Consider the following 25,515-nt stretch of genomic DNA (forward strand, 5'->3'; position numbering starts at 1 on the left):
AGCGGGCCTCGATCTTGGTCGGCGGCGGAGAGGGCATGGCTTCGGGACGACCGGACCTTCGGTTATGTAGTCGATTTACATAACGAGGTTTCGCGCCTAGGTCACGGCCTAGGTCAGGGCCTGGGCGACGGCCCGGCGCGGCATGAGGTTCCGATGTCCAACGACGGCGATCTGAGCGCGTCCCTGATCCTGCGCCGCGGCGGCCTGGCGCGGGTGGGCCAGGAGCGCGTGGCGCTGATCGAGGCCATCGAGAGCCTGGGATCGATCAGCGCCGCCGCCAAGCAGTTGGGCCTCAGCTACAAGGGCGCCTGGGACGGCGTGCAGGCGCTGAACAACCTGTTCGACGCGCCCCTGGTGGTCGCCAACGCCGGCGGCAAGGCCGGCGGGGCGGCGGTGGTCACGCCGCGCGGCCAGGCCGTGATCCGGGCGTTCCGCGAGGTGGAGCGCGAGATCGGCGCGGCCCTGTCGCGGCTTGAGGCCGGCCTGGCCGCGTCGGACGTGTTCTGGAGCCTGGGCCTGCGCACCAGCGCCCGCAACGCGCTGCGAGGGATCGTCGCGGCCATCGAGGACGGCGAGGTGACCGCCAGGGTCACGATCGACCTGGGCGACGGCGTCGAGATCGTCTCGATCATCACCCGTCGCAGCCGCGAGGAACTGGACCTGGCGGTCGGCAAGCCCGTCGTCGCCCTGATCAAGTCCAGCTTCGTCGTCCTGGCCGCCCAGGACGCGCCCGAGGGCGAGGTCAATCGGCTGGCCGGAATCGTCGCCGACCGCGAGGACGGGCACGAGGTCAGCGAGGTGCGGCTGGGCCTGTCGGCCGGCAAGACCCTGGTCGCGACCGTACCCGTCTCGGGCGCGCCCGGCGTCGGCGACCGCGCCGTGGCGACCGTCGCGCCCTCCAACGTCATCCTCGCCGTCGAATAGGATCGCTTCGTGAAAGCCTTCGCTCTCGCCCTCTGCTTCGCCGGCCTGGCCACCGGGGCCTTCGCCCAGACCCTGACCCTGAAAGGGCCCTCGGGCGAGGCGGCCAGCTTCAGCGCGGCGGACATCGCCGCCCTGCCGCGCGTCAGCGTCGCCTTCGACGCCCACGGCGAGAAGCACGTCTACGAGGGGCCGCTGCTGGTCGACGTGCTGGCCAAGGTCGGGACCCCGACCGGCAAGGCGATCCACGGGCCGGAGATGGCCGACGTGGTGCTGGTCAAGGCGTCCGACGGCTACCAGGTGGCGTTCGGCCTGGCCGAGCTGGACCCGGGCACCCGCGCCAACCGCGTCATCCTGGCCGACAAGGCGGACGGCGCGCCGCTGGGCGGCAAGGACGGGGCCTTCAAGCTGGTGGCCGAGGGCGACCTGCGGCCGGCGCGTTCGGCGCGCATGGTCAGCGAGATCGAGGTGCTTCGATTGGCCGCCGCCAAGCCTCAGTGAAAGGTCGGCGGCTCGGGGGCGGGCTCCGCGGATTCGTCGCGCAAGCGGACGGGCAGGGGATAGCCGTCGACCCGCAGGGCGGCGTTCAGGGCGCGCGCCAGCACCATGGTCGGCTGGGAATCGATCAGCAGCGGTTCGAGCAGGGCCTCGCCCGTCGCCGTCGCGGTTCCCGCCAAGCCGCACGAGACCATCAGCCGTTGTTCGTCGGTGGAGATGCCGCCGCAGGCCGGGCATTCGACCTGGATCGGCCGGCGCAGGCTGGCCTCGACCGACTGCATCCAGGCGACGAACAGGCCGCCGGTCCGGTTCGACGCCCGGAAGGCCAGGGCCTGGGCGACCATGCGGGCGGGGGACTCGCCCGCCGACCGCAGCACCGCCCAGTGCCGCATCGCGCTGAGGAGCAGCTTTTCGCCGACCGTCGGACCGATCGTCCAGCGGAGGGATGTGGAAGTGGGGGTCATGCCGGTCTCCGTGCGGAGCTTGTTGCGAATGGTTCGCACCATCTAGGCGTCAATCTTGTTGCGAGTCAATCGCAACAAGGGGGCGTTCGGTGCGCTGGACCGGCGGGCGTCAGCGGCCTAGGTTAAGGACTCGCCGCAACCTGTTCGCCGCACTGAGTCTTTGGAGTCCGAGCTGCCCGCCCCATCTTCGACGATCACGCCGATGGCCCGGCTGTACGGCGAGAAGCGGGCCAATCTGGTGCGCGTCTTCGCCGCTCGGCTGCGCTCGGTGAGCGAAGCCGAGGACCTGATCCAGGACCTGTTCCTGAAGGTGCAGGCCCTGGGCGAGGTGGAGGTCGAGGGCGACGGCTCGGCCCTGCTGTTCCGCATGGCCAACAACCTGATGCTTGACCGGCTGCGCAGCCAGACCCGCGCCAGCGCGCGCGACGGCGGATGGCGTAGCCTGCAAGGCGTCGTGCTGGGCGACCAGCAGGTGGCCGACATCCCGTCGGCCGAGGAGGTCGTGGCCGGCCGGCAGCGCCTGCAACTTATGATGGCCGCCGTCGACACCCTGCCGCCGCAGGTCGCGCGCGCCTTCAAGCTTCACAAGCTGGACGGTCTCAGTCACGCTGAGACCGCGGCCGCCATGGGGGTCAGTCGCAGTTCGGTCGAAAAACATGTAAGCGCCGCCCTGAAGGCGCTGATGGCGAAGCTGTCATGAGCGCGGCTATTGTTTCTGGAACGGGTTTTGGAGGTTCCGCCGACTTGGTGACGTCTTATCCTTGCGAGGGCGCAACGTGGCGTCGGGACGGAGCGAAATGACGCGCGCCCAAACAGACATCGACGCCGAGACGTCCGAGGCCGCGATCGCGTGGCTCGTCCGCCTGCAGGGCGAGACGGTCACCGAGGGCGACTGGCTGGCGTTCGACGCCTGGCTGACGGCCTCGCCGACCCACGCCCAGGCCTATGACGACGCGCTCGCCTTCGACCAGGGGCTGGACCTCGACGCGCGCTTCGCGGAGGCCGCGCCCGCCGGCGCGCCGCTGAGCACGCCTTTGGCGGCCAATGTGGTCCCCTTGCGACCGGCGCGACGGGTCTGGATCTGGTCGGCCGGCGCCGCGATCGCCGCCGCCTTCGTGGCCGGCGCGGTCCTCGTGCCCAGCAAGGGCCTGATCGGCGGCCGCGAAACCACCTACGTGACCGGCGTCGGCGAGCGCAGGGCCATCGCCCTGGAGGACGGCTCGCGGATCGACATGAATGCCGCCTCGCGCGTGACCGTTCGCTTCGAGCGCCATGCGCGCCGGATCAAGATGGACGACGGCCAGGTCTTCTTCGACGTGGCCAAGGATTCCTCGCGCCCGTTCCTGATCGCGGCGGGCGACACCCAGGTGCGGGTGGTCGGCACCCAGTTCGACGTCCGCCGTCGCGACGGCCAGGTGGCGGTCAACGTCCAGCGCGGACTGGTCGAGGTGCGCCCCAACCTGGCCTCCGGCGCCACGCCGTTCCGGCTGAAGCCGGGGCAGGGGCTTTCCCACCATGAGGGCCGGGCGGCGGACGCGAAACTCCAGGCGGTGGCCGTCGAGGAAATCGCGGGCTGGCGCCAGGGCCGGCTGATCTATCGCGACCAGCCGCTTTCACAGATCGCCGGGGACATGAACCGGCTTTTCCCGCGTCCGGTGAAGCTGGGCGACGCCGAGGTCGCCAATATGCGACTTTCCGGCGTGTTGATCGTCGACGAACAGGATGCGATGGTCGATCGACTGTCACACCTGCTTCCCGTCAAAACGACGACGACCGAAGACGCTATCGTGATCCGGGCGCGCTAGAGCCTTGCTGAGGGGCCTGGAATCGTTCGAAGCGCGAAGCTTGAGCTCTAGGGGGATAGAGCTGGAGCCCGATGATTTCGGAGACGGAATCCCAGCTTCGATTTCGATCTGACGAACCGGAGCGTTCCGGAGCGTTCGCCGTCGGCCGCCTGCCGCGCCTCTTCCTCCTGTCGATGGCCTCGAGCCTGGTCCTGGTCGGCCTGGTCCCGGCTGGAACGGCGGAGGCCGCGCCGGCCCGCTTCGCCTTCAAGATCCCCGCCAAGCCCCGATCCGAGGCGCTGATCGATCTCGGCGTCCAGGCGCGCGTCACCCTCGGAGGCGCTTCGTCGTGTCCGGGGCGCGGCAAGGCGGTGTTCGGGAGCCTGACCCTGCGCCAGGCGCTGGAGGCGGTGACGGCCGACGCGCCCTGCCGGTTCGAGATTCTCGACAACGCCACGGTGGTCATCCGGCCCGCCCCGCCGGCCGCTCGCGCCAGGCCGCCGGCGATCGCCCCGGCGGCGCCGGCGACCGTCGCCGCGCTCGACGGGGTGATCGTCACCGCCACCAAGCGCCCGACGCGCCTGGGGGCCGCCGCGGGCGGCGTCAGCGTGATCCGGGCCGAACGGCTCAGCGACACCGGCGCGATCGACACGACCAGCATTTCCCAGCAGGCTGCGGGCTTCATCACCACCAACCTCGGCGCGGCCCGCAACAAGATCATGCTGCGCGGACTGTCGGACGGGACCTTCACGGGCCGCACCCAGCAGACCGTCGGCACCTATCTCGACAACATCCCCCTGACCTACAACGCGCCCGATCCGGACCTGCGCCTGATCGACGTCGACCGGGTGGAGGTGCTGCGCGGTCCCCAGGGCGCGCTCTACGGCGGCGGATCGCTCAGCGGGGTCTACCGGATCGTGTCCACCAAGCCCGTGCTGAACGAATGGTCGGGATCGGTCCTGGCCGGCGCGGCGGCCACGGAATCCGGCTCGCCCAGCAGCCGGGTCGAGGGCGTCCTCAACCTGCCGGTCGCCACCGACCGCGCGGCGGTCCGTCTGGTGGCCTACAGCGACGTGGACGGCGGCTATGTCGACGACGTCAACCTGCGCCTCTCGAACGTCGACCGCACCACGCGCCTCGGCGGGCGGGCCGCCGTTTCGGTGGCGATCGATCCGGACTGGTCGGTCACGGTGTCCGGCGCCCGCCAGGACCTGCACGCCACCGACAGCCAGTACACCACGCCCGGCCTGGGCGGCCAGAAGCGCGCCAACCAGGTGCGCGAGACCCACGACAACGTCCTGCAGCAGGGCGCGGTGACGATCACGGGCGCGGGCGACTGGGGGCGGTTCGTGTCGTCGACCGGCTATGTCCGCCACCGGTTCGCCAGCCGGTTCGACGCCACCGCGGCCCTGAACGGCGTCGGCGCGGCCTCGGTCGATGTCGGCCTGTTCGACGAGGCCAGCAAGGTGCGGATGCTGGTGGAGGACGCCGTGCTGTCGTCCCCCGACGGCGATCGTTTCCGCTGGCTGGTCGGGCTGTACGGCCTGGCCAGCCTCGAGGACAGCGACGGCGAACTGCGGGCCCGCACCGCCTACGATCCCTCGCGCCTCATCTATCTGGAGGCGCGCCGCGATCGGCGGCGTGAACTGGCGCTCTATGGAGAGACCGCCTACGACCTGGGCGGCGGCTGGACCGCGAGCCTGGGCGGGCGCGCGTTCAGCAGCGAGGTCCACACGACCTCGATGGTCGTGTCCCCGCCGCCGGGGCAGTCGCGCGACATGGACCGCAAGGCGCGCTTCACCGGCATCTCGCCGAAATTCTCGCTCCAGCGGACGTGGGACGGCGGCGGGCTGGTCTATCTGCTGACCTCGGAAGGCTATCGCTCGGGCGGCTTCAACTCGGGCGGCCTGGCCGCGCCGTCGGTCCTGCGGGCCTCGTTCAAGCCCGACCATCTGCGCAACTACGAGATCGGCGCCAGCGTCCGGCCGTGGGAGGGGCGCATGATCCTGCGCACGGCCCTGTTCCACGACGTGTGGACCGACATCCAGACCGACCAGTATCTGAGCTCGGGCCTGTCCTACACGGCCAATGTCGGCGACGGACGCAACACCGGCCTGGAGGTCGAGGCCACGATGTTGGCGGCCCAAGGCCTGACCCTGGAGGTCAACGCCCTGTTCAACCGTCCCCGGCTGAGCAAGGTGGATCCCAACTTCGCCTCGGCGGCCCAGAGCGAACTTCCGGGCGTGCCGGACGTCTCGGCCGGGGCCTTGATGCGGTATCAGAAGGACCTGACCGCCAGCCGACGCCTGGTGCTGACCACCGAGGTCGAATATGTGGGCCAGTCGCGCCTGACCTTCGATCGTCGCCTTTCCCCGTCGATGGGGGGCTATGTCACCGGCCGGCTCTCGGCCGAGCTGGCCGTCCGCGACTGGAGCTGGACCCTGGCGGTCACCAATCCCGCCAACGCCTCCAGCGACACCTTCGCCTACGGCAATCCGTTCAGCTTCGGCCAGGTGCGCCAGGTCACGCCACTGCGGCCCCGCACCTGGAGCCTGCTGGTTTCGCGGGACTTTTAGCCCCCTCCGGCCAAGCTCCCGGTACGGACGCCGGTCGGTTCGTCTCGCGCGAACGCGGAAAAAGTTCTGAGGTTCCCTGAGCTTGGCGACGTCTCTTCTCTGACGGGGGCAGATTCGGAAGGCGCCCCCAAGTCGGGGAAATTCCATGTCTGTCCTGTCAGGACTTGTCTGCGTCCATAACGAGGAGGCGCGGCTGGCCGAGTGTCTGGAGCGCCTGGCGTTCTGCGACGAGATCGTCGTGGTCGCCGACCGCTGCACGGACCGCAGCGAAGCCATCGCCCGGAAGATGGGCGCGCGGGTCGTCTCGGGCATCTTCCCCGTCGAGGGGCTGCGCAAGGAGGCCGGCGTCGCGGCCTGTCGCGGCGACTGGATTCTCGAGCTGGACGCCGATGAGGCGGTGACGCCGGCCCTGGCCCGGGAAATCCGCGAGACCGTCGCCCGTTCGACCGCCGACTGGCACCAGGTGCCCGTGGACAACTACGTGGGCGCGCAGCTGGTGCGTCACGGCTGGGGCGGCTCGTTCGGCGCGTCGTCGGTGGCCCGTCTGTTCCGCAGGGGCGTGAAGAGCTGGAAGAGCGAGCGGGTCCATCCCGGCACCATCTTCACCGGCGTCTATGGCGGCCGGCTGCACAACGCCATCCTGCACAAGGTCGACGACGACATCGCCGACATGGTCCAGCGCCTGAACCGCTATACCGCCCTGCGCGGCCAGGACCTGGCCGACAGCGGCAAGATCAAGAGCCTGTGGGACGATCTGTTCCGGGGCGTGCGCCGGTTCTACAAGTGCTACGTGTCGCGCAAGGGCTACAAGGAGGGCGACATGGGTTTCCTGATCGCCATCATGGCCGGCCTCTATCCCTTGCTCTCGAACCTGAAGGCGCGCGAGATCCGCGCTTTGAACGGCGTCCAGACCGTGCGTTCGAGCGGCGGCGCGGTGATCGGCCTGACCGTCGAGGACACCCGGCTGGGTCATTCGGCCTAGGCGCTGATCGTGTCGTTCCATCGCCTTCTGATCGCGATCCTGATCGGGCCGGAGCTGGCCCGCTGGAAGGCGCGCGGCCATGCGCCGGTGTTCTGGTGGCGGGACGACGACGCGCGCCGACCCACCGCGGCGCTGGACCGCCTGCTGGCTCTTTCCGTCCGCTTCGAGGCGCCGATCACGCTCGCGGCCGTGCCGGACGGCGATATCGCGGCCCTGGCCAAGGCCTGCCGCGCGATCCCCAACGCGGAACTGGCCATCCACGGCTTCCGGCACGAGAACCGGGCGCCGCCGGGCTGGCCCTCCGGCGAGGTCAACGACCTGGATCGCCTGGCCGACGTGGTATCCGACCTGGGCACGGCGATCGACGTGTTCCGCCGCGCCGGCGTCAGGCCCAGCCTGTTCGTGCCGCCGTGGAACAACGCCCATCCGACCCTGAAGCGCGCGCTGGGCCTGCGGGACCTGGGCCTGTCCTGCTATGGCGAGATGCGAAGCCCCGCCGAGCCCGAGCGCCTCGACGCCCACCTGGACGTCATGCGCTGGAAGCCGGCGCCGCGTTTCCGGGGCGCGGTCCGATTCCTGATGCGGGCCCGCCGGCTGCTGGCCGAGCGCCGCGTGGCGGGGGCGTGGAACGAACCGCTGGGCCTGCTGACCCATCACCTCGATCACGACGAGGGCGCCTGGCGTTTCCTCGAGGCCTTCCTGCCGGTCGCCCGGCCGGTTGCCCGCGCGGCCATCCGCCGGGCCATGCCCGGCGCGACCATCGCCGGCGTCGAGGTTTCGCTCAAGGCCAGCTAGGGCAGGGCGCCCCGCCGCCGATCCGTCCGCGCACTGCGATGCGGGGGAAAATCCTTACACGACAAAGGCCTGCCGGGCTTTCCGGTTTCGATCGGTCGTCGGCCCTTCATGCGGACACGAATATTCACGCTCATGATAGTGAGTGTTGACAGGCGGCGACCTCGGGTGCAGCCTCGCTGTCATAAGCGTCGGCATTCACGATCGGCGCACGGGGAGATAAGCGCATGAAGGTAGTTCTTCTCGCGACGGCGTGCGCCGCCGCGCTGGTGTCGACGTCCGTGGCCGCCCAGGCCCAGACCGCGTCTCCTGAGGCCCAGGGCAAGGCCGCCGGCTCATCCGACAACACGCTGCTCAACGAGGTCGTGGTCACGGCGACCCGCCGCAATGAGAAGCTGCAGGACGTGCCGCTCAGCGTCACCGCCTTCTCGCAGAAGGACCTGACGGCCAAGGGCATCGTCGGCTACGAGGGCCTGGCGCGCGAGACGCCCGGCGTCGTCCTCAACAAGCCCACGGCCAACTTCAACAACTTCACCGCCCGGGGCGTGGCCACCAACGGCTACGGCGCCAACCTGCAGAGCACGGTCGCGATCTATATCGACGAGCTGCCGATCTCGACGATCGGCAACACCACGGTGCTGGACCCCAACCTGTACGACCTGGAGCGGGTCGAGTTCCTGCGCGGCCCGCAGGGCACGCTGTTCGGGTCCGGCTCGCTGTCGGGCGCGCTGCGCATCCTGACCAAGAGCCCCGATCTCGACGAATACGACGCCTCGGCCCTGGTCGACTTCGGCCTGACCGGGTCGGATTCCTTCCGCCAGCGCTACAACGGCATGGTCAACCTGCCGATCGTCAAGGACGAGCTGGCCCTGCGCGTGGTCGGCTTCTACCGGCACGAGGAAGGCTATGTCGACAACCTGGGGACCGGGATCCACAACTCCAACACCCTGGTCGACGGGGGCGGGCGCGCGACCCTGCTGTGGAAGCCGACCGACCGCCTGTCGGTCAAGCTGCTGGCCTCCTACGAGAAGAGCAATCCCAAGGACTCCTCGCTGATCATCCCCTCGCTGGGGCGCAACAAGCGCATCTCCGACCGGCCCGACCTCTTCGTGGGCAAGCTGACCAGCTACAACGCCACGGTCGACTACCAGTTCGACGGCGCGCACCTGACCAGCTCGTCGACCTATTCGATGTTCGACCAGAAGTTCTGGGTCGATCTGGCCGGCACCTTCGGCGCCGCGGGCATCGCCTTCGGCCTCGACGCCAACGGCTACCAGAGCACCTTCGTCGAGGAGGCGCGCCTGGCGTCCGACCCCGGCGGCAAGTTCGACTGGGTGATCGGCGGCTTCTATCTCGATCGCCGGCTGGACGTGGACTACTTCTACCGGTCCTCGCCGCAGTATCTGGCGTCCCACGGCATCACCGGCCTGCCGGACGAGTACTATCAACGCCAGTACACCCACATCAATTCGCACGAACTGGCCGGTTTCGGCGAGCTGACCTACCACATCAACGACAAGCTCTGGCTGACCACCGGCATGCGCTACGGCGGCACCGACGCCCAGGGCTTCACCGAGGGCGGCTACAACAGCGCCTATCTGACCTATGCGCTCTTCGGCATCTCGGGTCCGCTGGCGATGGTGCCGATCCCGCCCGCGGCCGGCGTCAAGGCCAAGGCCACCAAGCCGTCCTACAAGGTCAGCCTGTCGTACAAGCCGTCGTCCAACATGACCGGCTACGCGACGATCTCGACGGGCTTCCGCACCCCGGTGGTCAACGCCTTCGCCGGCCGGCCCAGCGTGGTCAATCCCAGCGACCTGATCATCCCCTACGGCGCCGACTCCGACGACCTGACCAACTACGAGGTCGGCCTGAAAGGCCGCTGGTTCGACGGCGTGCTCAGCGCCAACGTCGCGGCCTATCTGATCGATTGGAGCAATATCCAGGTCCAGGCCAACCGCGTCTCGGACTCGGTCCAGTTCGCGACCAACATCGGCGGCGCCAAGAGCACGGGCGTGGAGTTCGAGGTCGTGGTCGCCCCGGCCACGGGCCTGAGCGTTGGGCTGAATGGCTCGTTCAACGACGCCAAGGTGACCAAGCTGACCCCCGCCGAGGCGGCGATCTCCGGCGCGGTGGACAACGCCCGCCTGGCCGCGCCGCACTTCCAGGGCTCGCTGTACGTCAACTACGGCTTCGACCTGTCGCCCAAGGCCCGGGCCAACGCCTCGGTGGTGTTCCAGCATGTCGGGAACTATCCGGGCTCGTTCCCCAACGTGCCGGGCCAGCCGGGCGTGGTCAGCCCGACCTACGGCTTCACCGACGCCTACGAGAACGTCAACGCCAACTTCGCCGTGGCCATGGATCGCCTGACGGTCGCGGCCTATGTCGAGAACCTCTTCGACAACCACTCGATCACCTATGTCCACCCCGAGGCGTTCCTCGCCAGCCGTTACGCCACGCTGCGGCCGCGGACGGTGGGCGTGCGCCTGGGCTACGACTTCTAGGCCGGCGAGGGCGGGCGCCAGGAGGAGGGACTTCCCATGTCGTTGCTTCCCCGGGGCCTAGCCCTGGCCGTCGCGCTCCTGGCGGCGGCTCCCGTGTCGGCCCAGCCTTCCGGGCCGGTGGTCCGCACCTCGGCCGGGTCCGTCCAGGGCGCGGCGGTCGGCGACCTGAACGTCTACAAGGGGCTGCCCTATGCGGCCCCGCCCACCGGCTGGCGGCGGTGGCGGCCGCCGGCCGAAGCGTCCGCCTGGAAGGGCGTGCGCGACGCCACGACGTTCGGCCCGGCCTGCTATCAGCCCAAGGGCCCCGCCGGCGTCTACACCAGCGACGTCGGGCCGATGAGCGAGGACTGCCTGACGCTGAACGTCTGGACCCCGGCCAAGGCGGACAAGGCCCCGGTGCTGGTGTGGATCCACGGCGGGGCCCTGACCACGGGCGCGAGCAGCGAGCCGATCTATGACGGCGCCAGGCTGGCCGAGCGGGGCGTGGTGGTGGTGTCGATCAACTATCGCCTGGGCGTGCTGGGCTACCTGGCCCATCCCGAGCTGAGCAAGGAATCGCGCGAGGGCGTGTCGGGCAATTACGGCCTGCTGGACCAGATCGCCGCCCTGCGCTGGGTGAAGGCCAATATCGCCGCGTTCGGCGGCGACCCCGCCAACGTGACCATCGCCGGCGAGTCCGCCGGCGGGCTCAGCGTCATGTACCTGATGGCCGCGCCGCAGGCCCGTGGACTGTTCCACAAGGCGATCAGCCAGAGCGCCTACATGATCTCGACCCCGCAGCTGCGGGCCGCCACGTTCGGCGACTATCCGGCGGAGACGGTCGGGACCTACGTGGCCTACAAGCTGGGCGCCAAGGACCTGGCCGCCTTGCGGGCGATGAGCCCCGGCGAGCTGACCGACGCGGCCGCCAAGGCCGGCTATGCGCCGTTCGGCACGATCGACGGCCGCGTGCTGCCGCGCCAGCTGGTCGACGTGTTCGACCTGGGCGAACAGGCCCGCGTGCCGATCCTGGCCGGCTTCAACAGCGGCGAGATCCGTTCGCTGCGGGTCCTGGCGCCGCCGGTCCCGGCCGACGCGGCGACCTACGAGGCGGAAATCCGCAAGCGCTACGGCGACCTGGCGCAGGCCTATCTGAAGCTCTATCCGTCGACCGACCTGGCCGAAAGCGTGCTGGCGACGCCGCGCGACGCGCTCTACGGCTGGACGGCCGAGCGCCTGGTCGCCAAGCAGACGGCCGTCGGCCAGCCCGGCTACCTCTACCTGTTCGACCACGGCTATCCCGCCGCCGAGGCGGCCGGCCTGCACGCCTTCCACGCCAGCGAGATCCCCTACGTCTTCGGCACGACCGACCGCACGGCGCCGGCCTGGCCCAGGATTCCGGCGACGCCGGAGGAGGCGGGGCTGTCGGACGCGATGGTCGGCTACTGGACCGCCTTCGCCCGCGACGGCGTCCCCAGCGCGGCGGGCCGGCCGGCGTGGCGAGCCTACGGCGCCGACCGCGCCTACATGGCCTTCGCCGACGCCCCGAAGCCTGGGGAGAACGTGATGCCGGGCATGTACGAATTGAACGAGCTGGTCGTCTGCCGTCGCCGGGCCAAGGGCGGCGTCCCCTGGAACTGGAACGTGGGCGTGCTTTCGCCGCCGTTGCCGGCGGCGGACCCGCGATGCTGACGATGGGATCGTCCGCCGACCGCACATGCCTCTGGCGTCCACCGGCAAGTTCGCCAAGATGAGGTCGAGATTCAAATTAGGGGGCGGATGAGTCTTGTCCCATCCGATTTCCCAAGCTTGAGACGGAAAGAAGTCTAGTGCCCGAAGACGTGAAACCCCGGCAGCGCTCCACCAAGGCGGAGCAACGCGCAGAGACGATGGAGCAGATCCTCGACGCGGCCGAATATCTGTTCTCCAAGCACGGGCTCTACGGCGTGACGCTGAAGGACGTGGCCAAGCGGGTGGGCGTCCACCACACGCTGCTGAACTACTATTTCGAGGACAAGCAGAAGCTGTTCGACGCGGTCTTCGCGCGCCGGGCGGTGGTCACCAACGAACGGCGGATGAAGGCGCTGGAGGCCTACGACGCCGAGATGGGCGACAATCCCACGGTCGAGGGCGCGCTGCGCGCGTTCCTGGACACGGACCTGGACCTCTATACCGAGGGCGGGGAGGGCTGGAAGAACTACGCCGCCCTGGGCGCCCTGGTCGCCAACACCCCCGAATGGGGCGCGGCGCTGATGGACGAGCACTTCGACCCCGTCGTCCTGCGCCTGATCGCCATCCTGCGCAAAGCGCTGCCGGGCTGCAGCGAGGCCGACATCTTCTGGGGCTATCACTTCGTCACCGGGGCCCTGATGCTGACCCTGGCTCGCACGGGCCGCATCGACAAGCTGTCGGGCGGCGTGTGCCGGTCCGACGACTTCATGGCCGTGAAGGAGCGCATGGCCTCGTTCATGGCGGCCGGCTTCCTCCAGGTTTGCGGGAAGAGCGCGGCCAAGCCCGGGGGCTGAGGCCTCGCCTAGATCGCCAGGCGCTGGAACGACCGGTCGTGGGCCACCAGGGGCTGGCCCGGCGCCAGCGTCACCGCCGCAGCCGTGGCGATGAACACGGTGTGCGTCCCGGTGTCGATCCGCTGATCGATCGTGCAGGTGGTGGTCGACAGGCCGCCCCGATAGGTCGGCGGCGCTTCGTCCGTCAGCCGCCAGGCTTCGGGCGAGAAGCGCTCGTGGCTCAGGCTCGAGCTCGAGAAGCGCAGGGCCTCGGCCTCGTCGTGCTCGGCCAGGATCGCCACGCCGCACCGCTCCGCCCGGACCAGGACGTCGTGGCTGGACGCCTCCTTGCGGACGCAGAACAGGAAGCGCGGCGGATCGACTGACAGGCCTGTGATCGAGCTGACCAGCAGGCCCCTGGGCGTGGCGCCGTCCCAGCACGAGATGATCGCGACGCCGCTGGCCAGCCGGGCCAGGGCCTCCTTGAACGCTCCAGTCGCGATCGGCGGATCGACCGGCGGCGCGTGGAGGTCGTAGGGCGGCTCCGCGCCGGACGAGGCGTCGCCGAACGGGACGCCGCCCGGCCAGGCGGCGTCGCCCAGCCAGCGCGGATCGACGTCGAAGGCCATGGCCCTAACCCGCCGCGGCCGTCGGGTTCGCGTCGCGCTGGGCCACCAGGCCCCGCACCAGCGGGATCAGGTCGCGACCATAGGCGATCGCGTCGTCCAGCGGGTCGAAACCGCGGATCAGGAAGGTCGAGACGCCCAGGTCGTAGTAGTCGAGCAGGGCCTCGGCCACCTGCTGGGGCGTGCCGACCAGGCCGGTGGAGTTGCCCGCCGCGCCGGTGACGGCCGCGACGCCGGTCCACAGGCGCTTGTCCAGCCGCGTGCCTTGTTTGGCGGCGTCCAGCAGGCGCTGCGAGCCGGCGTTGGGCGGGGCATGACCGCTGGTGGGCAGGCCGGCCTTCTCGCGCAGGGCCTTGGCCTCGGCGGCGATGGCGTCGGCCTTGGCCCAGGCGGCCTCCTCGGTCTCGGCGATCACCGGCCGCAGGGACAGCGAGAACTTGACCTGGCGGCCGTGCTTGGCGGCGGCGTGGCGCACCCGGGCGATGGTCTCGGCCACCTGGGCCTGGGTTTCGCCCCATAGGGCGAAGATGTCGGCGTGCTTGCCGGCCACCGGGATGGCCGCCTCGGACGAGCCGCCGAAATAGACCGGGATCTGCGGCTTCTGCAGCGGCTTCACCCCGCCGAACGCCTGGACGACGTTGTAGTAGTCGCCCTTGTAGTCGAACGGCTTTTCGCTGGTCCATTCCTGGCGGACGATGTCCAGGTACTCGCTGGTGCGGGCGTAGCGCTGGTCCTTGGTCAGGTGGTCGCCGTCCTTGGCCAGTTCGTCGTCCGAACCGCCGGTGATGATGTGCACGGCCACCCGGCCGCCCGAGAACTGGTCCAGCGTCGCCAGCTGGCGGGCCGCGACGGTGGGGGCGGTGAAGCCCGGGCGATGGGCGATCATGAAGCCCAGGTGCTGGGTCACCGAGGCGGCATGGGCCACCACCAGCTGGCTCTCGGGCGAGGTCGAGCCGAAGGCGACCAGGGCGCGGTCGAAGCCGCCGTCCTCATGCACCCGGGCGACGCGCTCGACATAGTCGCGGTCGATCACCGGACCCTTGGCGGGGTGGATCTCGGATTGGTGCTGGGTGCCGATATAGCCGATGAACTCGACGGGCATGGGGTGTCTCCAATCGGGGTTGGGGCGAATTTCAAAGATGAGGTCAGCTTAGGAAAACGAAGTTTTCTCAAGCGATTGATCAGGACATCTCATCAGGCGGGAACCTTCGGGGCGGCCTCCTTGCGCAGGGCGCGGCGGACGGAGGGGCGGGCCAGGGCGCGGGCGGCCTTGGCGCTCCAGGCCGGATAGGCCGAGGTGTCGATCCGGCGGCGCTCGGCCCAACGCCAGATCACCAGGGCGTAGGCGTCGACGGCGCTGAAGTCCTCGCCCAGCAGCCAGGGACCGGGGCCCTGGGCCAGGCGCTCGATGTCGGTCAGGGTGCGATGGAAGCGGGCCTCGCCGGGCGTGGCCAGGGCGGCCTTGACGGTGTCGTCGTCGGCGAAGCGCTCGGGCCGGGCGATCTGGGAGAAGGCCACGTGCACCGTGCTGGCGAACCAGCTCATCACCTCGTAGGCATGGGCCAGCTTCAGGGGATCGGCCAACGGCAGCAGGGCGCTGTGGGGATAGGCGTGCGCCAGGTAGGTCAGGATGGCCAGCACCTCGGTGACCGGCTCGCCGTCGACCGCCAGGGTCGGCACGCGCCCGCGCGGATTGACCTTCAGATAGGCCGGCTGGCGCTGCTCGCCGGCCGCCAGATCGATGGGATGGACGTCGTAGGCGACGCCCAGTTCCTCCAGGGCGATCAGCGGCGCGAAGGCCGACGAACCGGGGGCGAAATAGAGTTTCAGGGACATGCGGGCCGTCTCAGATCACGAAGAAGCCGTGCGAGCCGTCGCGCGCCAGCTGGTCGACCAGGCCGAACTCCCAGTCCAGATAGGCCTGCATGGCCTCGGCGGCGTTGTCGGTGCCTTCGTACGGGCGCTTGTAGACGTCCTCGGGGTCGGAGGCGGCGCGGACCAGGCCGGTGTCCAGCCGGCGGCCGGTGGCGGCCCAGGCCTCGGTGCCGCCGTCGAGCACCCGCACCGGATGGTCCGAGATCTCCTCGACCTCGGCCGCCGCCAGCCGCGCGAGGCGGCCGTCGGGCGAGGTCAGCACGATCGGCAGGCCCTCGGGGATGCGCTCGAAGGCCTCGGCCAGGCGGGCGCGGATCGCGAACCAGGCGCCGGGGACGTGGCCCTTGCGGTGGACGGGGCTGGGGGCCAGGTCCAGCACCACCACCGCCCCGTCGCCCAGCGCCACGGCCAGGTCCTCGGGGCTGATCGTCTCGACGGTCGGGATCGACGGCAGGGCGGGCCGCCACGCGCCGGTCTCCAGCTCGCCGTCGAAGCCGCCGTCCAGCACGTAGACGTCCCAGCCCAGCTGGGCCAGCCACGAGGCGCTCATGTCGGCGCGCGGCCCCAGGTCGTCGGCCAGCACGATGCGGCCGCCGCGGACCGGCGCGAAGACGTCGGTCTCCTGCACCAGCTGCCCGCCGGGCGCCGAGCGGAAGCCGGGCAGGTGGCCGGCGGCGTACTCCTCGGGCGTGCGGACGTCGAAACGGTAGAGGGTGCGCTTGCGGTCCTGGGCCAGGTCGGCCAGGCCTTCGGCGTCGATCCGGCGGACCCCGGCGCGATAGGCCACGTCGCGGGCCTTGGCGCGGGCGTCTTCCAGGCCTTGATCGGAGACCGCCGGGAAGCGCCGGTCCTGGCCGTGCTCCAGCTGCTGCTGGGCCAGGGTCCAGCCGATCGTGCCGTTGCGCAGGGCGAAGACCGGATTGGGCACGCCGGCGTTCAGCAGCGACTGGGCGCCGATCAGGCTGCGGGTGCGGCCGGCGCAGTTGACGATGATGGTGGTGGCCGGATCGGGCGCGATCTCGCGGGCCCGCAGCACCAGCTCGGCGCCCGGCGTACTGATCCCGCCCGGGATGCTCATCACCGCGTATTCCTCGAACCGGCGGGCGTCGAGGATCACCTGGTCGGCCTTGGCGTCGATCCGGGCCTGGACCTCCTGGGCGGGCAGGGACGGGGTGTGCCGCCGCGCCTCGACCAACTCGCCGAACGCCTTGCTGTAGGAATTGACGTCCTGGAACAGCTCGTAGCCGGCGTCCTTCCAGCCTTGGAGCCCACCGGCCAGCGCACGGATCTGGGTGTAGCCGAGGGCCGCCAGGCGTTTGCCGGCCGGCGAGACCAGGCCTTCGCCGTTATCGTAGAGCACGATCTTGGCGTCCTTGCGCGGGACGCGGTCCAGGATTTCCAGCTCCAGCCGGCTCAGCGGCAGCTGCGAGGCGAACAGCGGGTGGGCGCGGGCGAACGGGTCCTCCTCGCGCAGGTCCAGCAGGGCGATCTCGCGGCGGGCGATCCAGTCCTGGCGGACCTCGCGCGGGGTGACGGTAAGCAGGGTCATGCGTCGATCTCGGCCAGGACGGGTCTGGAGCGGTCCCAGAGGTTGGGCAGGGTGGCGTTGGCGTAACCGGAGATGAAGGGCTTGGGCCGGCCGGCGGCGTCGTAGGTCGAGCGCTTCACCGCGCCGATATTGCCGCCGTAGACGTGGATGCTGATCGACACGCGGTCGTCGAAGGCGTTGGTCACCTGGTGCACGTCGCCGACGGTCGGCGAGACCGCCTCGATCTCGCCGCGTTCCAGCCGGTGGACGGGACCGATGGCCGCGAAGGCGTCGGCGCGTCGTGCGAAGCGCTGCGACAGCTCCGCGCCGCGCAGCACCCCGACCAGGCCCCAGACGGTGTGGTCGTGGACCGGGGTCGCCTGGCCCGGTCCCCAGACGAAGCTGACGACGCTGAACCGCTCGCGGCTGTCGCAATGCAGCAGGTACTGCTGGTAGCGGGTCGGGTCCGGCTGGGCGTAGGCGTCCGGCAGCCAGTCATCCCGGGCGATCAGTCCCGCCAGCAGTCGGGCGCCGTCCGCGAGGATCAGGTCCTCGTCGCGCGTGCGATCGAGAAGGCTTCCCACGTCGCCGACGAATTCGGCCAGCCTGTGGAGCTTGGGAGGGGAGCGAAGCGTACTCATCGGATCAGAGCACGACCTCGCCGGTCGGAAAGGCCACCAGGGCCGCGTTGGGCGCCGGGGTCGGCGCGGGCTGGGGCGCGGGCGCGTCGACGCCCAGGCGGGCCAGCAGGCGGCGGCGGATGGCGTGGAAGCGGGCGTCGGGCTGGCGGGGGCGCTCCAGCGCGATACGCTCCTCGACGGCGATCTTGCCCTTGTCCAGCACCAGCACCCGGTCGGCCAGGGCGATGGCCTCGTCGACGTCGTGGGTGACCAGCAGCACGGCGGGCCTGTGCTCGCGCCACAGCGACAGCACCAGGTCGTGCATCTTCAGGCGGGTCAGGGCGTCCAGGGCCGCGAACGGCTCGTCCAGCAGCAGCAGGGCGGGTTCGCGGACCAGAGCGCGGGCCAGGGCCGTGCGCTGGGCCTCGCCCCCGGACAGGGTGGCGGGCCAGGCGTCGAGGCGATGACCCAGCCCGACCTCCTTCAGCGCCGCCTCGGCGCGGGTCCGGACGTCGCCCTTTTTCTGGGAGGGGGACTTCAGGCCCAGGGCGACGTTCCGCCAGACCCGCCGCCAGGGCAGCAGGCGGGCGTCCTGGAACACCACGGCGCGCGCGTCCGGGGTGGTCACGTCCTGGCCGCCGGCGGAGTCGAGCCCGGCCAGGGTGCGCAGCAGGGTGGTCTTGCCCGAGCCGCTGGCGCCCAGCAGGGCGACGAACTCGCCGGGGGCGATCGTCAGGTCCAGGCCGTCGATGACCACGTTGTCGCCGAACCGGCGGGTGAAGCCCTTGAGGCGGACGGTCGGTGTCTCGCGGGCGTCGGTGACGGGCGGGCGGATGCGGGGCTGGGCCATGGTCATTGCTCCACGAGATTGGGGCGCCACGCCAGCGCCTTGCGCTCCAGCGTGCGGACGAGGGCGTCGGCGGCGAGGCCGAGCAGGGCGTAGACGAGCAGGCAGACGACGATGATGTCGGTGCGCATGAAGTCGCGGGCGTTGTTGATCAGGTGGCCCAGGCCCGCCTGCGCGTTGATCTGCTCGGCGATGACCAGCATGATCACGCTGATGCTCAGGGCGTAGCGCAGGCCCACGAAGAACGAGGGCAGGGCGCCCGGCAGGATCACGTTGGCGATCAGGTCGCGGCCGGACAGGCCGAAGCTGCGGGCCGCCTCGACCAGCCTCACGTCCACCCCGCGGATGCCGGCGAACAGGTTCAGGTACAGCGGGAACACCGCGGCGGTGGCGATCAGGGCCACCTTCGGGACCTCACCGATGCCGAACCAGACGATGAACAGCGGGGTCAGGGCCACCACCGGCAGGGTGCGCTTGATCTGCATCAGCGGGTCGACCAGCGTCTCGCCCCAGCGCGACAGGCCCGAGACCAGGCCCAGGGTCACCGCCACGACCAGCGCCAGGCCAAGGCCCGCGCCGGCCCGGCCGAGCGACACCGCCAGATTGGCCGGCAGTTCGCCCGAGGCGATCAGCGTCCAGAAGGTTTCAGCCACGGCCGAGGGCGCCGCCAGCACCCGGGCGGGGATCAGTCCCGCCCGCGAGCCGGCTTCCCACAGCAGCAGCAGCGCCGCCGGCGACAGCCAGCGCGCCCGCGAAAGGCGCGGCCAGCGCCACGCTCTCGGTTGAGAATTTCTAAGGGTGATCGCCAAAGACATGAGGATGCGTCGTCCCGAGACCCGTTGCGGCGCGAACGCCAATGCTGCACAGAGAAGGGCGTTTAATCCCTACTGGATCAATAGGCTTATCCTTAGGGGCGTTTCAGACTTTCTCATAGGCGATCTGAATGGCCACCAATCTGCCGACCGAACTGCTGCGAAGCTTCGTGGCCATCGTCGACTCCGGATCGATGCTGAAGGCCACCGAGCGCGTGTTCGTCACCCAGTCGGCGCTCAGCCTGCAGATGAAGCGGCTGGAGGAGACCGTGCTGACGCCGCTGTTCCACCGCGACGGGCGGCGCCTGACGCTCACTCCGGCCGGCCGGACCCTGCTGGGCCTGGCGCGCGAGATCCTGGCGCTCAACGACCGGGCGGTCGTGGCCCTGACCGGCGACGCCCTGGTCGGACCGGTGCGGGTGGGGCTGGTCCAGGACTTCGCCGAGACCCTGCTGTCGGGCGTGCTGGCCCGGTTCAGCCAGCTCAATCCCGACGTCCAGCTGGAGGTGCGGGTGGCCGGCTCGCCCGAGCTGCTGGACCTGCTGGCCGGCGACCGGCTGGACGTGGTGCTGTGCATGGGCGCGGCGGACGATCCGCACGCGGCCCGCGTGGCGCCGATGGTCTGGCACGGGAATCCGGACCTGGTCGAGGCCGAGGTCCTGCCGCTGGCCATCCTGGCCCCGCCCTGCCGGTTCCGCGACGCCGCCCTGGCCGCGCTCCAGCGCGAGGGGCGGCCGTTCCGGGTGGCGCTGGAGACCCCCAGCCTTTCGGCTTTGCGGGCGGCGGTGGACGCCGGCCTGGCCGTCACCTGCCGCACCGCGCTGTTCCGCCCCCAGGCGGCGCCGATCGAGACGGGCCTGCCGGCCGTGCCGCAGGTCGCCTATGTCCGCCGGGTCGGGTCGGCGCCGCACCCCTCGATCGCCAAGCTCTCCGAGCTTATCCATCAGGCGGCCCTGGAGCTGTGAGGGGAGCGGCCGTTTCACGCGACCGCTCGGCTGGCCTTCTGGGTGGTGAAGCGGTTGGCCGGGACCTCCAGGCCCAGGCTCTGGCGGAAGGTCGAACCTTCGTAGTCCCCGCGGAAGATGCCGCGCTTCTGCAGCAGGGGGACCACCTCCTCGACCAGCAGCTGGAACTGGCCGGGCAGGGACTCGCCGATCACGAAGCCGTCCGAGGCGCGGGTGTCGAGCCACAGCTGGAACTTGTCGGCGATCTGCTCGGGCGTGCCCACCAGGTCGCCGCGCGGCGTGGCGAAGCGCAGGGCCACTTCGCGCAGGGTCAGGTTCTCCTGCTCGACCGCCTTGGCGATCTTCAGGGTCGCCGACTGCGAGCTGTTGACGCCGCGGCTGAACACGTCGGGGAAGCGGGCGTCCAGGTCGTAGGCGGTGAAGTCGTGGTCGTTGAAGCCGCGGCCCAGCATGGCCAGGGCGGACTCGATCGACACCAGTTCGGCGCGCTCCTTCCAGCGGGCCTCGGCCTCGGCCTCGGTGGAGCCGATGATCGGGGCGGCGGCGGGCAGGATGAACAGGTCGTCGGGGTCGCGGCCGAAGCCGGCGGCGCGCGCTTTCACGTCGGCGTAGTAGGTCCGGGCCTCCTCGACGCCGCCGTGGCCGACGAAGATCGCGTCGGCGCGCTTGGCGGCCAGGTTGCGGCCGTCCTCCGAGGCGCCGGCCTGGAAGATCACCGGCTGGCCCTGGGGCGAGCGGGCGATGTTCAGCGGGCCCTTCACCGACAGGAACTCGCCCTTGTGGCCCAGGGTGTTCAGCTTGTCGGGATCGAAGAACACGCCGCTGGCCTTGTCGTGGACCAGGGCGTCGTCCTCCCAGCTGTCCCACAGCCCCTGGACGACATCCAGATATTCGGCCGCCAGGCGGTAGCGGGTGTCGTGCGCCAGGTGCTCGGCCTTGCCGAAGTTGTCGGCCGAGCCTTCCAGCCACGAGGTGACCACGTTCCAGCCGGCGCGGCCGCCGCTGATGTGGTCCAGCGAGGCGAACTGGCGCGCCACGTTGAAGGGCTCGGAATAGGTGACGCTGAGCGTGGCCACCAGGCCGATGTGCTCGGTCACCGCCGCCAGGGCCGACAGGATGGTGATCGGCTCGAAGCGGTTCAGATAATGCGGGCTGGACTTGGCGTTGATCGACAGGCTGTCGGCGATGAACAGGAAGTCGAACTTGCCCTGTTCGGCCAGCCTGGCGGCGCGGCTGTAGTACTTGAAGTCGGTGCTCGCGCCCGGCTGGGCGTTCGGATGGCGCCAGTCGGTCCAGGTCCGCCCCGCGCCCTCGATCATATGGCCGAGTTTCAATTGTCTGCGCTGGGTCATGGCGGCCTCCGAAAGAAGATTTCGACGGCATGACTGTCATCGGGCGACCGTGCGAGCAATGGAGTTCGATCAATATAGCTTATTATGATCTCGAATATACACGTATTGCTGTGCCAAAAGGATCGTATTTTGGCGTTGGATATATGAATATCTGAAATGGAATGAAGGAATACTGTTTCGATATGCTTGCTTGAATTGCGCATGTTGCCGACGGTCGCGGCGCTGATCGTCGCGTGTCGCAGTTATCAGGCGAGGAGAGGCCATGAGCGCCACCATCACCGGCATTCGCGAAACCACCGGACTGAGCGCGGTCCCTCTCAGCCCGACCATCGGGTCCGAGGTCGGCGGCGTCGATCTGCGCCAGCCGCTCGACCGGTCCCAGCGCGACGCGCTCAAGGCCCTGCTGCTGGAGCGCAAGGTGCTGTTCTTCCGCGACCAGGACATCACGCGCGACCAGCAGCTGGCCTTCGCGGCCAACTTCGGCGAGGTCTACGCCCATCCGACCGGCGGGGTGGAGACCCACCGCGCGGTCCAGCCGATCTCGGCCGCGGCGTTCAAGGACTACGACATCCGCGAGAACCACTGGCACACCGACACCAGCTGGCGGATCAACCCGTCGTTCGGCGCGGTGCTGAAGGCCGTGCACATCCCCGAGGTCGGCGGCGACACCATCTGGGCCGACGGCGGCGCGATCTATCGCGGCCTGCCCGACGACCTGAAGGCGGCGGTGGATGACCTCCATGTGATCCACGACTACCAGGACGCCCTGAACCGGTCCGGCGAGCGCTATCCGCTGGTCGCCCATCCCGCCATCCGCACCCATCCGGAGACCGGCGAGGACATCTTCTGGATCAATTTCAGCCTCAAGCCCCGGTTCGTCGACCTGGCGCCCGACGAGAGCAGGGCGCTGCTGGCCCGGCTGTACGATCAGGTCAAGAAGCCCGAACACCACGTGCGTTTCCGCTGGCGGCCCAACTCCGTGGCCCTGTGGGACAACCGCGCCGGCCTGCACTACGCGGTCCGCGACTACGGCGACTTCCCGCGCGTGATGGAGCGCGTGCTGATCGGTTCGGACGACATCCCGTACCGCGAGCGCCGCGCGACCTGACCTGACCTCGCGGCGCGCCGGGGGCCGGCGGCGCGCCTTCCACCTTCGAGACCAACAACACGACGCGGACGCCACCGGCGCCGCGCGGGGGATAAACTCTTGCCTTATTCGACGCGGGCGTTGGCCCGACCTGCCTTTGACTGGACGCTCCGGACCGGCCTTCTGGCCTGCGCCTCGATCCTGACGATCGCCACGCTCGCCGGCCCGGCGCGGGCCGCCGACCTGCCGGCGGCCGTCCCGGCCGTCGATGCGGTTCCCGCCGCGACCGCCGCCGACGTCGACGGCGCCACCGCCCTGGAAGGCGTGATCGTCACCGGCGTCCGCGGCGAGCGCCGCACCGTGGCCGACAGCCCGGCCCCGGTCGATGTCGTCTCCGCCGAGCAACTGACGGCCACCGGCAAGGTCGGTCTGAAGGAGGTGCTCAACACCCTGATCCCGTCGTTCAACCTGCCCGGCATCAACGGCGGCGGCACCTCGTGGACGGTGCGGGCTATCACCATGCGCGGCCTGAACGGCGACCAGGCCCTGTTCCTGGTCAACGGCAAGCGGCGGCACGGCACGGCCCTGATCAACAACCTGGCCCGGGTGGGACGCGGCGGCGCGCCGGTCGACCTGGACCTGATCCCGGCCTCGGCCATCGAGCGCATCGAGGTGCTGCGCGACGGCGCCTCGGCCCAGTACGGCTCGGACGCCATCGCGGGGGTGATCAACATCATCCTCAAGAAGGACGCGGAAGGCGGATCGTTCAGCTACCAGGGCGGCCAGAACTATCTGGGCGACGGCGACACCCGCAGCGCCACCCTGAACTACGGCCTGCCGCTGGGCGACGCGGGCGGCTTCGTCCAGCTGGCCCTGAACTGGAAGAACAACGAGGCCGCCTCGCGCGCGGTCCCGTCCCGGGCCCAGTACATCTACCAGCCGACCGTCACCACCGTCGGCGGCGTCACCACCGTCACCCCGGACCCGCGCGACGCCACGGCCGATCGCTACTACTGGGGCGGCGGCTACGGCCCGGGCGAGGAGGACATCCTGGCGGCGTCCTACAACGCCGAACTGCCCTGGAAGGACCTGACGCTCTATTCGACGGGCACGCTCAGCCACCGCTCGTCCAAGAAGAACACCGGCAGCTTCCTGCCCAACCTGGCGCCGGTGGCCGGGGTGACGGCGGGACGACCCCAGAACCGCAACTCGCTGCCGGAGGTCTATCCGAACGGCTTCAACGCCCTGCGGCGGATCTTCGAGCTCGACTTCCAGACCACCCTTGGCGCGCGCGGCCAGGCCAAGGGCTGGGACTGGGACCTGTCGACCACCTTCGCCCAGGACCACGCCCAGCTGGACGGCCAGAACACCCTCAACGCCACCCTGGGCCCCGACAGTCCGACCTACTTCCACCTGTCGACCCACCAGTTCCAGCAGTGGACCACCAATTTCGACGTCACCCGCGAGTTCGAGGGCGTGCTGCCGCATCCGGTCCAGGTGTCGTGGGGGCTGGAGCAGCGTTACGAGCACTTCAAGATCTATCCGGGCGACGAGGCGTCCTACATCGTCGGCGACTACGTGATCCCGGCCGGCCAGCCCTTCGCCGGGCTGCGGCCCAATCCCGGCCTGGCGTCGTACGCCGGGACCGCGCCGGAGGACTCCGGCTCGGCCAGCCGCAACGTCTACGCGGCCTATGTCGACGTCGGGACCAACCTGACTGAAAACTGGTACGTCGGCGTGGCCGGTCGTCACGAGCGCTACACCGGCGATGTCGGCGACACCACCAGCGGCAAGCTGACCACGCGCTGGGAATTCCTGCCGGGCTACGCCCTGCGCGGAACGATCAGCAACGGCTTCCGCGCCCCGTCCCTGGCCCAGGAGGTGTTCGCCAGCTCGACGATCAGCGGCAACCTCTGCGCCGCCGCGCCCAACAACGTCTTCCGCGGCGTGCCCTGCGTGCCTGGCGAGTACCTGACCTTCCCGACCAAGGTGCTGCGCGCCGACTCCAGCGAGGCCCAGGCCCTGGGCGCCACGCCGCTGAAGCCCGAGACTTCGACCAACTACAGCGTCGGGATCACGGCCGAGCCCACCAGCCGCCTGCGGATCACGCTGGACGCCTACCAGATCGACATCGACGACCGTATCGTCGACACCAGCAACCTGGACCTCACCGCCGCCCAGCTGGCCTCGCAGCCGGCCCTGGCGCCGCTGCTGACCCGCTTCCCGCAGGGCCTGGCGGCGACCTACTACACCAACGCCGTCTCGACCCGGACGACGGGCGTGGACCTGGTCGCCGAGTACGCCTTCGACCTGGGCGAGGCGGGGCGGCTGAACCTCAACGCCGCCTACGCCTTCAACAAGACCAAGATCACCAAGCAGATCGACACGCCGGCGGTGCTGAAGGCGGTCAATCCGAACCTGGTGCTGTTCGACCGCCAGAAGATCGCCGACCTGACCGTGGGCACGCCGCGCAAGAAGCTGATCCTCGGCGCGGTCTGGGATCGCGACACCGTCACGGCCAGCCTGCGCACCACGCGGTACGGCGAATATACCGAGGCCGGGACGTCGGCCAATCTGGACCGGACCTTCAGTCCCAAATGGGTGGTCGACCTCGACATCGGCTGGGACGTGCGTCCGACCACGAACATCGCGATCGGGGCCAACAACCTGTTCGACGAGCACCCCGACAAGATCGGCATCGTCAACGCCGACACGGGCCTGAACCAGTTCGGCATCTTCTCGCCCTACGGCATCACCGGCGGCTACTACTACGCCCGCCTGACCCAACGCTTCTGAGGG

General features: G+C 70.0%; 22 protein-coding genes. 13 read left to right on the top strand and 9 right to left on the bottom strand.

The annotated features are described in order from the left end of the window. Positions 1-153: 153 nt before the first annotated feature. Together WAE60_RS02360 and WAE60_RS02365 are read left to right on the top strand one after the other, a co-directional pair. Positions 154-924, top strand: coding sequence for a TOBE domain-containing protein (locus WAE60_RS02360; protein ID WP_337684766.1), 771 nt, complete (start codon positions 154-156; stop codon positions 922-924). Positions 925-933: 9 nt separating this feature from the next. Further along, positions 934-1,422 (top strand): molybdopterin-binding oxidoreductase, encoded by a 489-nt coding sequence (locus WAE60_RS02365; RefSeq protein WP_337684768.1) that lies wholly within the window; start codon positions 934-936, stop codon positions 1,420-1,422. On the opposite strand, the gene WAE60_RS02370 is transcribed toward WAE60_RS02365, so the two are convergent. Beyond that, a complete protein-coding gene (locus tag WAE60_RS02370) occupies positions 1,416-1,883 on the bottom strand; it encodes a hypothetical protein (protein WP_337684770.1) in 468 nt (155 codons plus the stop codon). The two genes, WAE60_RS02365 and WAE60_RS02370, sit on opposite strands and share 7 nt — an antisense overlap. A 202-nt stretch (positions 1,884-2,085) precedes the next feature. Here WAE60_RS02370 and WAE60_RS02375 point away from each other — a divergent pair, with 202 nt between their 5' ends. The 8 genes from WAE60_RS02375 (at position 2,086) to WAE60_RS02410 (ending at position 13,025) form a co-directional block, all read left to right on the top strand. Next, on the top strand, positions 2,086-2,583 hold the full coding sequence (locus tag WAE60_RS02375; RefSeq protein ID WP_029917123.1) for a sigma-70 family RNA polymerase sigma factor: 498 nt from the start codon (positions 2,086-2,088) through the stop codon (positions 2,581-2,583). Positions 2,584-2,680: 97 nt separating this feature from the next. After that, positions 2,681-3,688, top strand: a complete 1,008-nt coding sequence (locus tag WAE60_RS02380) for a FecR domain-containing protein (protein WP_337684774.1) — start codon at positions 2,681-2,683, stop codon at positions 3,686-3,688. Positions 3,689-3,759: 71 nt separating this feature from the next. After that, the gene (locus WAE60_RS02385) at positions 3,760-6,243 is read left to right on the top strand and encodes a TonB-dependent receptor (RefSeq protein ID WP_337684775.1); all 2,484 of its coding nucleotides are present in this window, start codon (positions 3,760-3,762) and stop codon (positions 6,241-6,243) included. Positions 6,244-6,388: 145 nt separating this feature from the next. Beyond that, a complete protein-coding gene (locus WAE60_RS02390; protein WP_337684776.1) occupies positions 6,389-7,225 on the top strand; it encodes a glycosyltransferase family 2 protein in 837 nt (278 codons plus the stop codon). A gap of 9 nt (positions 7,226-7,234) precedes the next feature. After that, positions 7,235-8,020: a polysaccharide deacetylase family protein gene (locus WAE60_RS02395; protein WP_337684777.1), complete on the top strand. Its 786-nt coding sequence runs from the start codon at positions 7,235-7,237 to the stop codon at positions 8,018-8,020. A 224-nt stretch (positions 8,021-8,244) separates the two neighbouring features. After that, positions 8,245-10,521 carry a TonB-dependent receptor gene (locus tag WAE60_RS02400; protein WP_337684779.1) on the top strand — a complete coding sequence of 759 codons (2,277 nt, stop codon included), beginning with the start codon at positions 8,245-8,247 and terminating at the stop codon, positions 10,519-10,521. Between the two features lie 36 nt (positions 10,522-10,557). Continuing rightward, positions 10,558-12,192, top strand: coding sequence for a carboxylesterase family protein (locus WAE60_RS02405; RefSeq protein WP_337684781.1), 1,635 nt, complete (start codon positions 10,558-10,560; stop codon positions 12,190-12,192). 197 nt (positions 12,193-12,389) lie between these two features. Next, positions 12,390-13,025: a TetR/AcrR family transcriptional regulator gene (locus WAE60_RS02410; protein WP_337684782.1), complete on the top strand. Its 636-nt coding sequence runs from the start codon at positions 12,390-12,392 to the stop codon at positions 13,023-13,025. Between the two features lie 8 nt (positions 13,026-13,033). Here the strand turns inward: WAE60_RS02410 and WAE60_RS02415 are convergent, their stop codons facing one another. The 7 genes from WAE60_RS02415 to WAE60_RS02445 form a co-directional block, all read right to left on the bottom strand. Next, the gene (locus tag WAE60_RS02415; RefSeq protein ID WP_337684785.1) at positions 13,034-13,633 is read right to left on the bottom strand and encodes a flavin reductase family protein; all 600 of its coding nucleotides are present in this window, start codon (positions 13,631-13,633) and stop codon (positions 13,034-13,036) included. A gap of 4 nt (positions 13,634-13,637) precedes the next feature. Then, positions 13,638-14,732: an LLM class flavin-dependent oxidoreductase gene (locus tag WAE60_RS02420; protein WP_029917133.1), complete on the bottom strand. Its 1,095-nt coding sequence runs from the start codon at positions 14,730-14,732 to the stop codon at positions 13,638-13,640. 92 nt (positions 14,733-14,824) lie between these two features. After that, positions 14,825-15,466, bottom strand: a complete 642-nt coding sequence (locus tag WAE60_RS02425) for a glutathione S-transferase family protein (protein ID WP_029917135.1) — start codon at positions 15,464-15,466, stop codon at positions 14,825-14,827. Between the two features lie 10 nt (positions 15,467-15,476). Next, on the bottom strand, positions 15,477-17,054 hold the full coding sequence (locus WAE60_RS02430) for a rhodanese-like domain-containing protein (protein WP_337684788.1): 1,578 nt from the start codon (positions 17,052-17,054) through the stop codon (positions 15,477-15,479). Continuing rightward, positions 17,051-17,674 carry a cysteine dioxygenase gene (locus WAE60_RS02435; RefSeq protein WP_337684789.1) on the bottom strand — a complete coding sequence of 208 codons (624 nt, stop codon included), beginning with the start codon at positions 17,672-17,674 and terminating at the stop codon, positions 17,051-17,053. The genes WAE60_RS02430 and WAE60_RS02435 overlap by 4 nt, the downstream gene beginning before the upstream one ends. A 4-nt stretch (positions 17,675-17,678) precedes the next feature. Beyond that, the gene (locus WAE60_RS02440; RefSeq protein ID WP_337684790.1) at positions 17,679-18,503 is read right to left on the bottom strand and encodes an ABC transporter ATP-binding protein; all 825 of its coding nucleotides are present in this window, start codon (positions 18,501-18,503) and stop codon (positions 17,679-17,681) included. Between the two features lie 2 nt (positions 18,504-18,505). Further along, on the bottom strand, positions 18,506-19,315 hold the full coding sequence (locus WAE60_RS02445; protein ID WP_337684791.1) for an ABC transporter permease: 810 nt from the start codon (positions 19,313-19,315) through the stop codon (positions 18,506-18,508). 128 nt (positions 19,316-19,443) lie between these two features. Here WAE60_RS02445 and WAE60_RS02450 point away from each other — a divergent pair, with 128 nt between their 5' ends. Continuing rightward, positions 19,444-20,277: a LysR substrate-binding domain-containing protein gene (locus WAE60_RS02450; RefSeq protein ID WP_029917146.1), complete on the top strand. Its 834-nt coding sequence runs from the start codon at positions 19,444-19,446 to the stop codon at positions 20,275-20,277. 14 nt (positions 20,278-20,291) lie between these two features. On the opposite strand, the gene WAE60_RS02455 is transcribed toward WAE60_RS02450, so the two are convergent. After that, positions 20,292-21,629 (bottom strand): LLM class flavin-dependent oxidoreductase, encoded by a 1,338-nt coding sequence (locus WAE60_RS02455; RefSeq protein WP_337684792.1) that lies wholly within the window; start codon positions 21,627-21,629, stop codon positions 20,292-20,294. Positions 21,630-21,891: 262 nt separating this feature from the next. Between WAE60_RS02455 and WAE60_RS02460 the strand changes: the two genes are divergently transcribed. Both WAE60_RS02460 and WAE60_RS02465 read left to right on the top strand, forming a co-directional pair. Beyond that, the gene (locus WAE60_RS02460; protein ID WP_337684794.1) at positions 21,892-22,737 is read left to right on the top strand and encodes a TauD/TfdA family dioxygenase; all 846 of its coding nucleotides are present in this window, start codon (positions 21,892-21,894) and stop codon (positions 22,735-22,737) included. 120 nt (positions 22,738-22,857) lie between these two features. Beyond that, positions 22,858-25,512, top strand: coding sequence for a TonB-dependent receptor (locus WAE60_RS02465; protein ID WP_337684796.1), 2,655 nt, complete (start codon positions 22,858-22,860; stop codon positions 25,510-25,512). Positions 25,513-25,515: the final 3 nt, after the last annotated feature.

This window comes from Caulobacter sp. CCG-8, from assembly GCF_037402475.1.
Taxonomy (GTDB): Bacteria; Pseudomonadota; Alphaproteobacteria; order Caulobacterales; family Caulobacteraceae; genus Caulobacter.

What these genes read in the sequence shown, in the direction of transcription:
- WAE60_RS02360 (WP_337684766.1), top strand. Translation starts at nt 154, where the DNA reads ATGTCCAACGACGGCGATCTGAGCGCGTCCCTGATCCTGCGCCGCGGC.
- WAE60_RS02460 (WP_337684794.1), top strand. Translation starts at nt 21,892, where the DNA reads ATGAGCGCCACCATCACCGGCATTCGCGAAACCACCGGACTGAGCGCG.
- WAE60_RS02415 (WP_337684785.1), bottom strand. Translation starts at nt 13,633, where the DNA reads ATGGCCTTCGACGTCGATCCGCGCTGGCTGGGCGACGCCGCCTGGCCG.
- WAE60_RS02440 (WP_337684790.1), bottom strand. Translation starts at nt 18,503, where the DNA reads ATGGCCCAGCCCCGCATCCGCCCGCCCGTCACCGACGCCCGCGAGACA.
- WAE60_RS02385 (WP_337684775.1), top strand. Translation starts at nt 3,760, where the DNA reads ATGATTTCGGAGACGGAATCCCAGCTTCGATTTCGATCTGACGAACCG.
- WAE60_RS02375 (WP_029917123.1), top strand. Translation starts at nt 2,086, where the DNA reads ATGGCCCGGCTGTACGGCGAGAAGCGGGCCAATCTGGTGCGCGTCTTC.
- WAE60_RS02420 (WP_029917133.1), bottom strand. Translation starts at nt 14,732, where the DNA reads ATGCCCGTCGAGTTCATCGGCTATATCGGCACCCAGCACCAATCCGAG.
- WAE60_RS02380 (WP_337684774.1), top strand. Translation starts at nt 2,681, where the DNA reads ATGACGCGCGCCCAAACAGACATCGACGCCGAGACGTCCGAGGCCGCG.
- WAE60_RS02410 (WP_337684782.1), top strand. Translation starts at nt 12,390, where the DNA reads ATGGAGCAGATCCTCGACGCGGCCGAATATCTGTTCTCCAAGCACGGG.
- WAE60_RS02435 (WP_337684789.1), bottom strand. Translation starts at nt 17,674, where the DNA reads ATGAGTACGCTTCGCTCCCCTCCCAAGCTCCACAGGCTGGCCGAATTC.
- WAE60_RS02450 (WP_029917146.1), top strand. Translation starts at nt 19,444, where the DNA reads ATGGCCACCAATCTGCCGACCGAACTGCTGCGAAGCTTCGTGGCCATC.
- WAE60_RS02400 (WP_337684779.1), top strand. Translation starts at nt 8,245, where the DNA reads ATGAAGGTAGTTCTTCTCGCGACGGCGTGCGCCGCCGCGCTGGTGTCG.
- WAE60_RS02390 (WP_337684776.1), top strand. Translation starts at nt 6,389, where the DNA reads ATGTCTGTCCTGTCAGGACTTGTCTGCGTCCATAACGAGGAGGCGCGG.
- WAE60_RS02430 (WP_337684788.1), bottom strand. Translation starts at nt 17,054, where the DNA reads ATGACCCTGCTTACCGTCACCCCGCGCGAGGTCCGCCAGGACTGGATC.
- WAE60_RS02455 (WP_337684792.1), bottom strand. Translation starts at nt 21,629, where the DNA reads ATGACCCAGCGCAGACAATTGAAACTCGGCCATATGATCGAGGGCGCG.
- WAE60_RS02445 (WP_337684791.1), bottom strand. Translation starts at nt 19,315, where the DNA reads ATGTCTTTGGCGATCACCCTTAGAAATTCTCAACCGAGAGCGTGGCGC.
- WAE60_RS02405 (WP_337684781.1), top strand. Translation starts at nt 10,558, where the DNA reads ATGTCGTTGCTTCCCCGGGGCCTAGCCCTGGCCGTCGCGCTCCTGGCG.
- WAE60_RS02370 (WP_337684770.1), bottom strand. Translation starts at nt 1,883, where the DNA reads ATGACCCCCACTTCCACATCCCTCCGCTGGACGATCGGTCCGACGGTC.
- WAE60_RS02425 (WP_029917135.1), bottom strand. Translation starts at nt 15,466, where the DNA reads ATGTCCCTGAAACTCTATTTCGCCCCCGGTTCGTCGGCCTTCGCGCCG.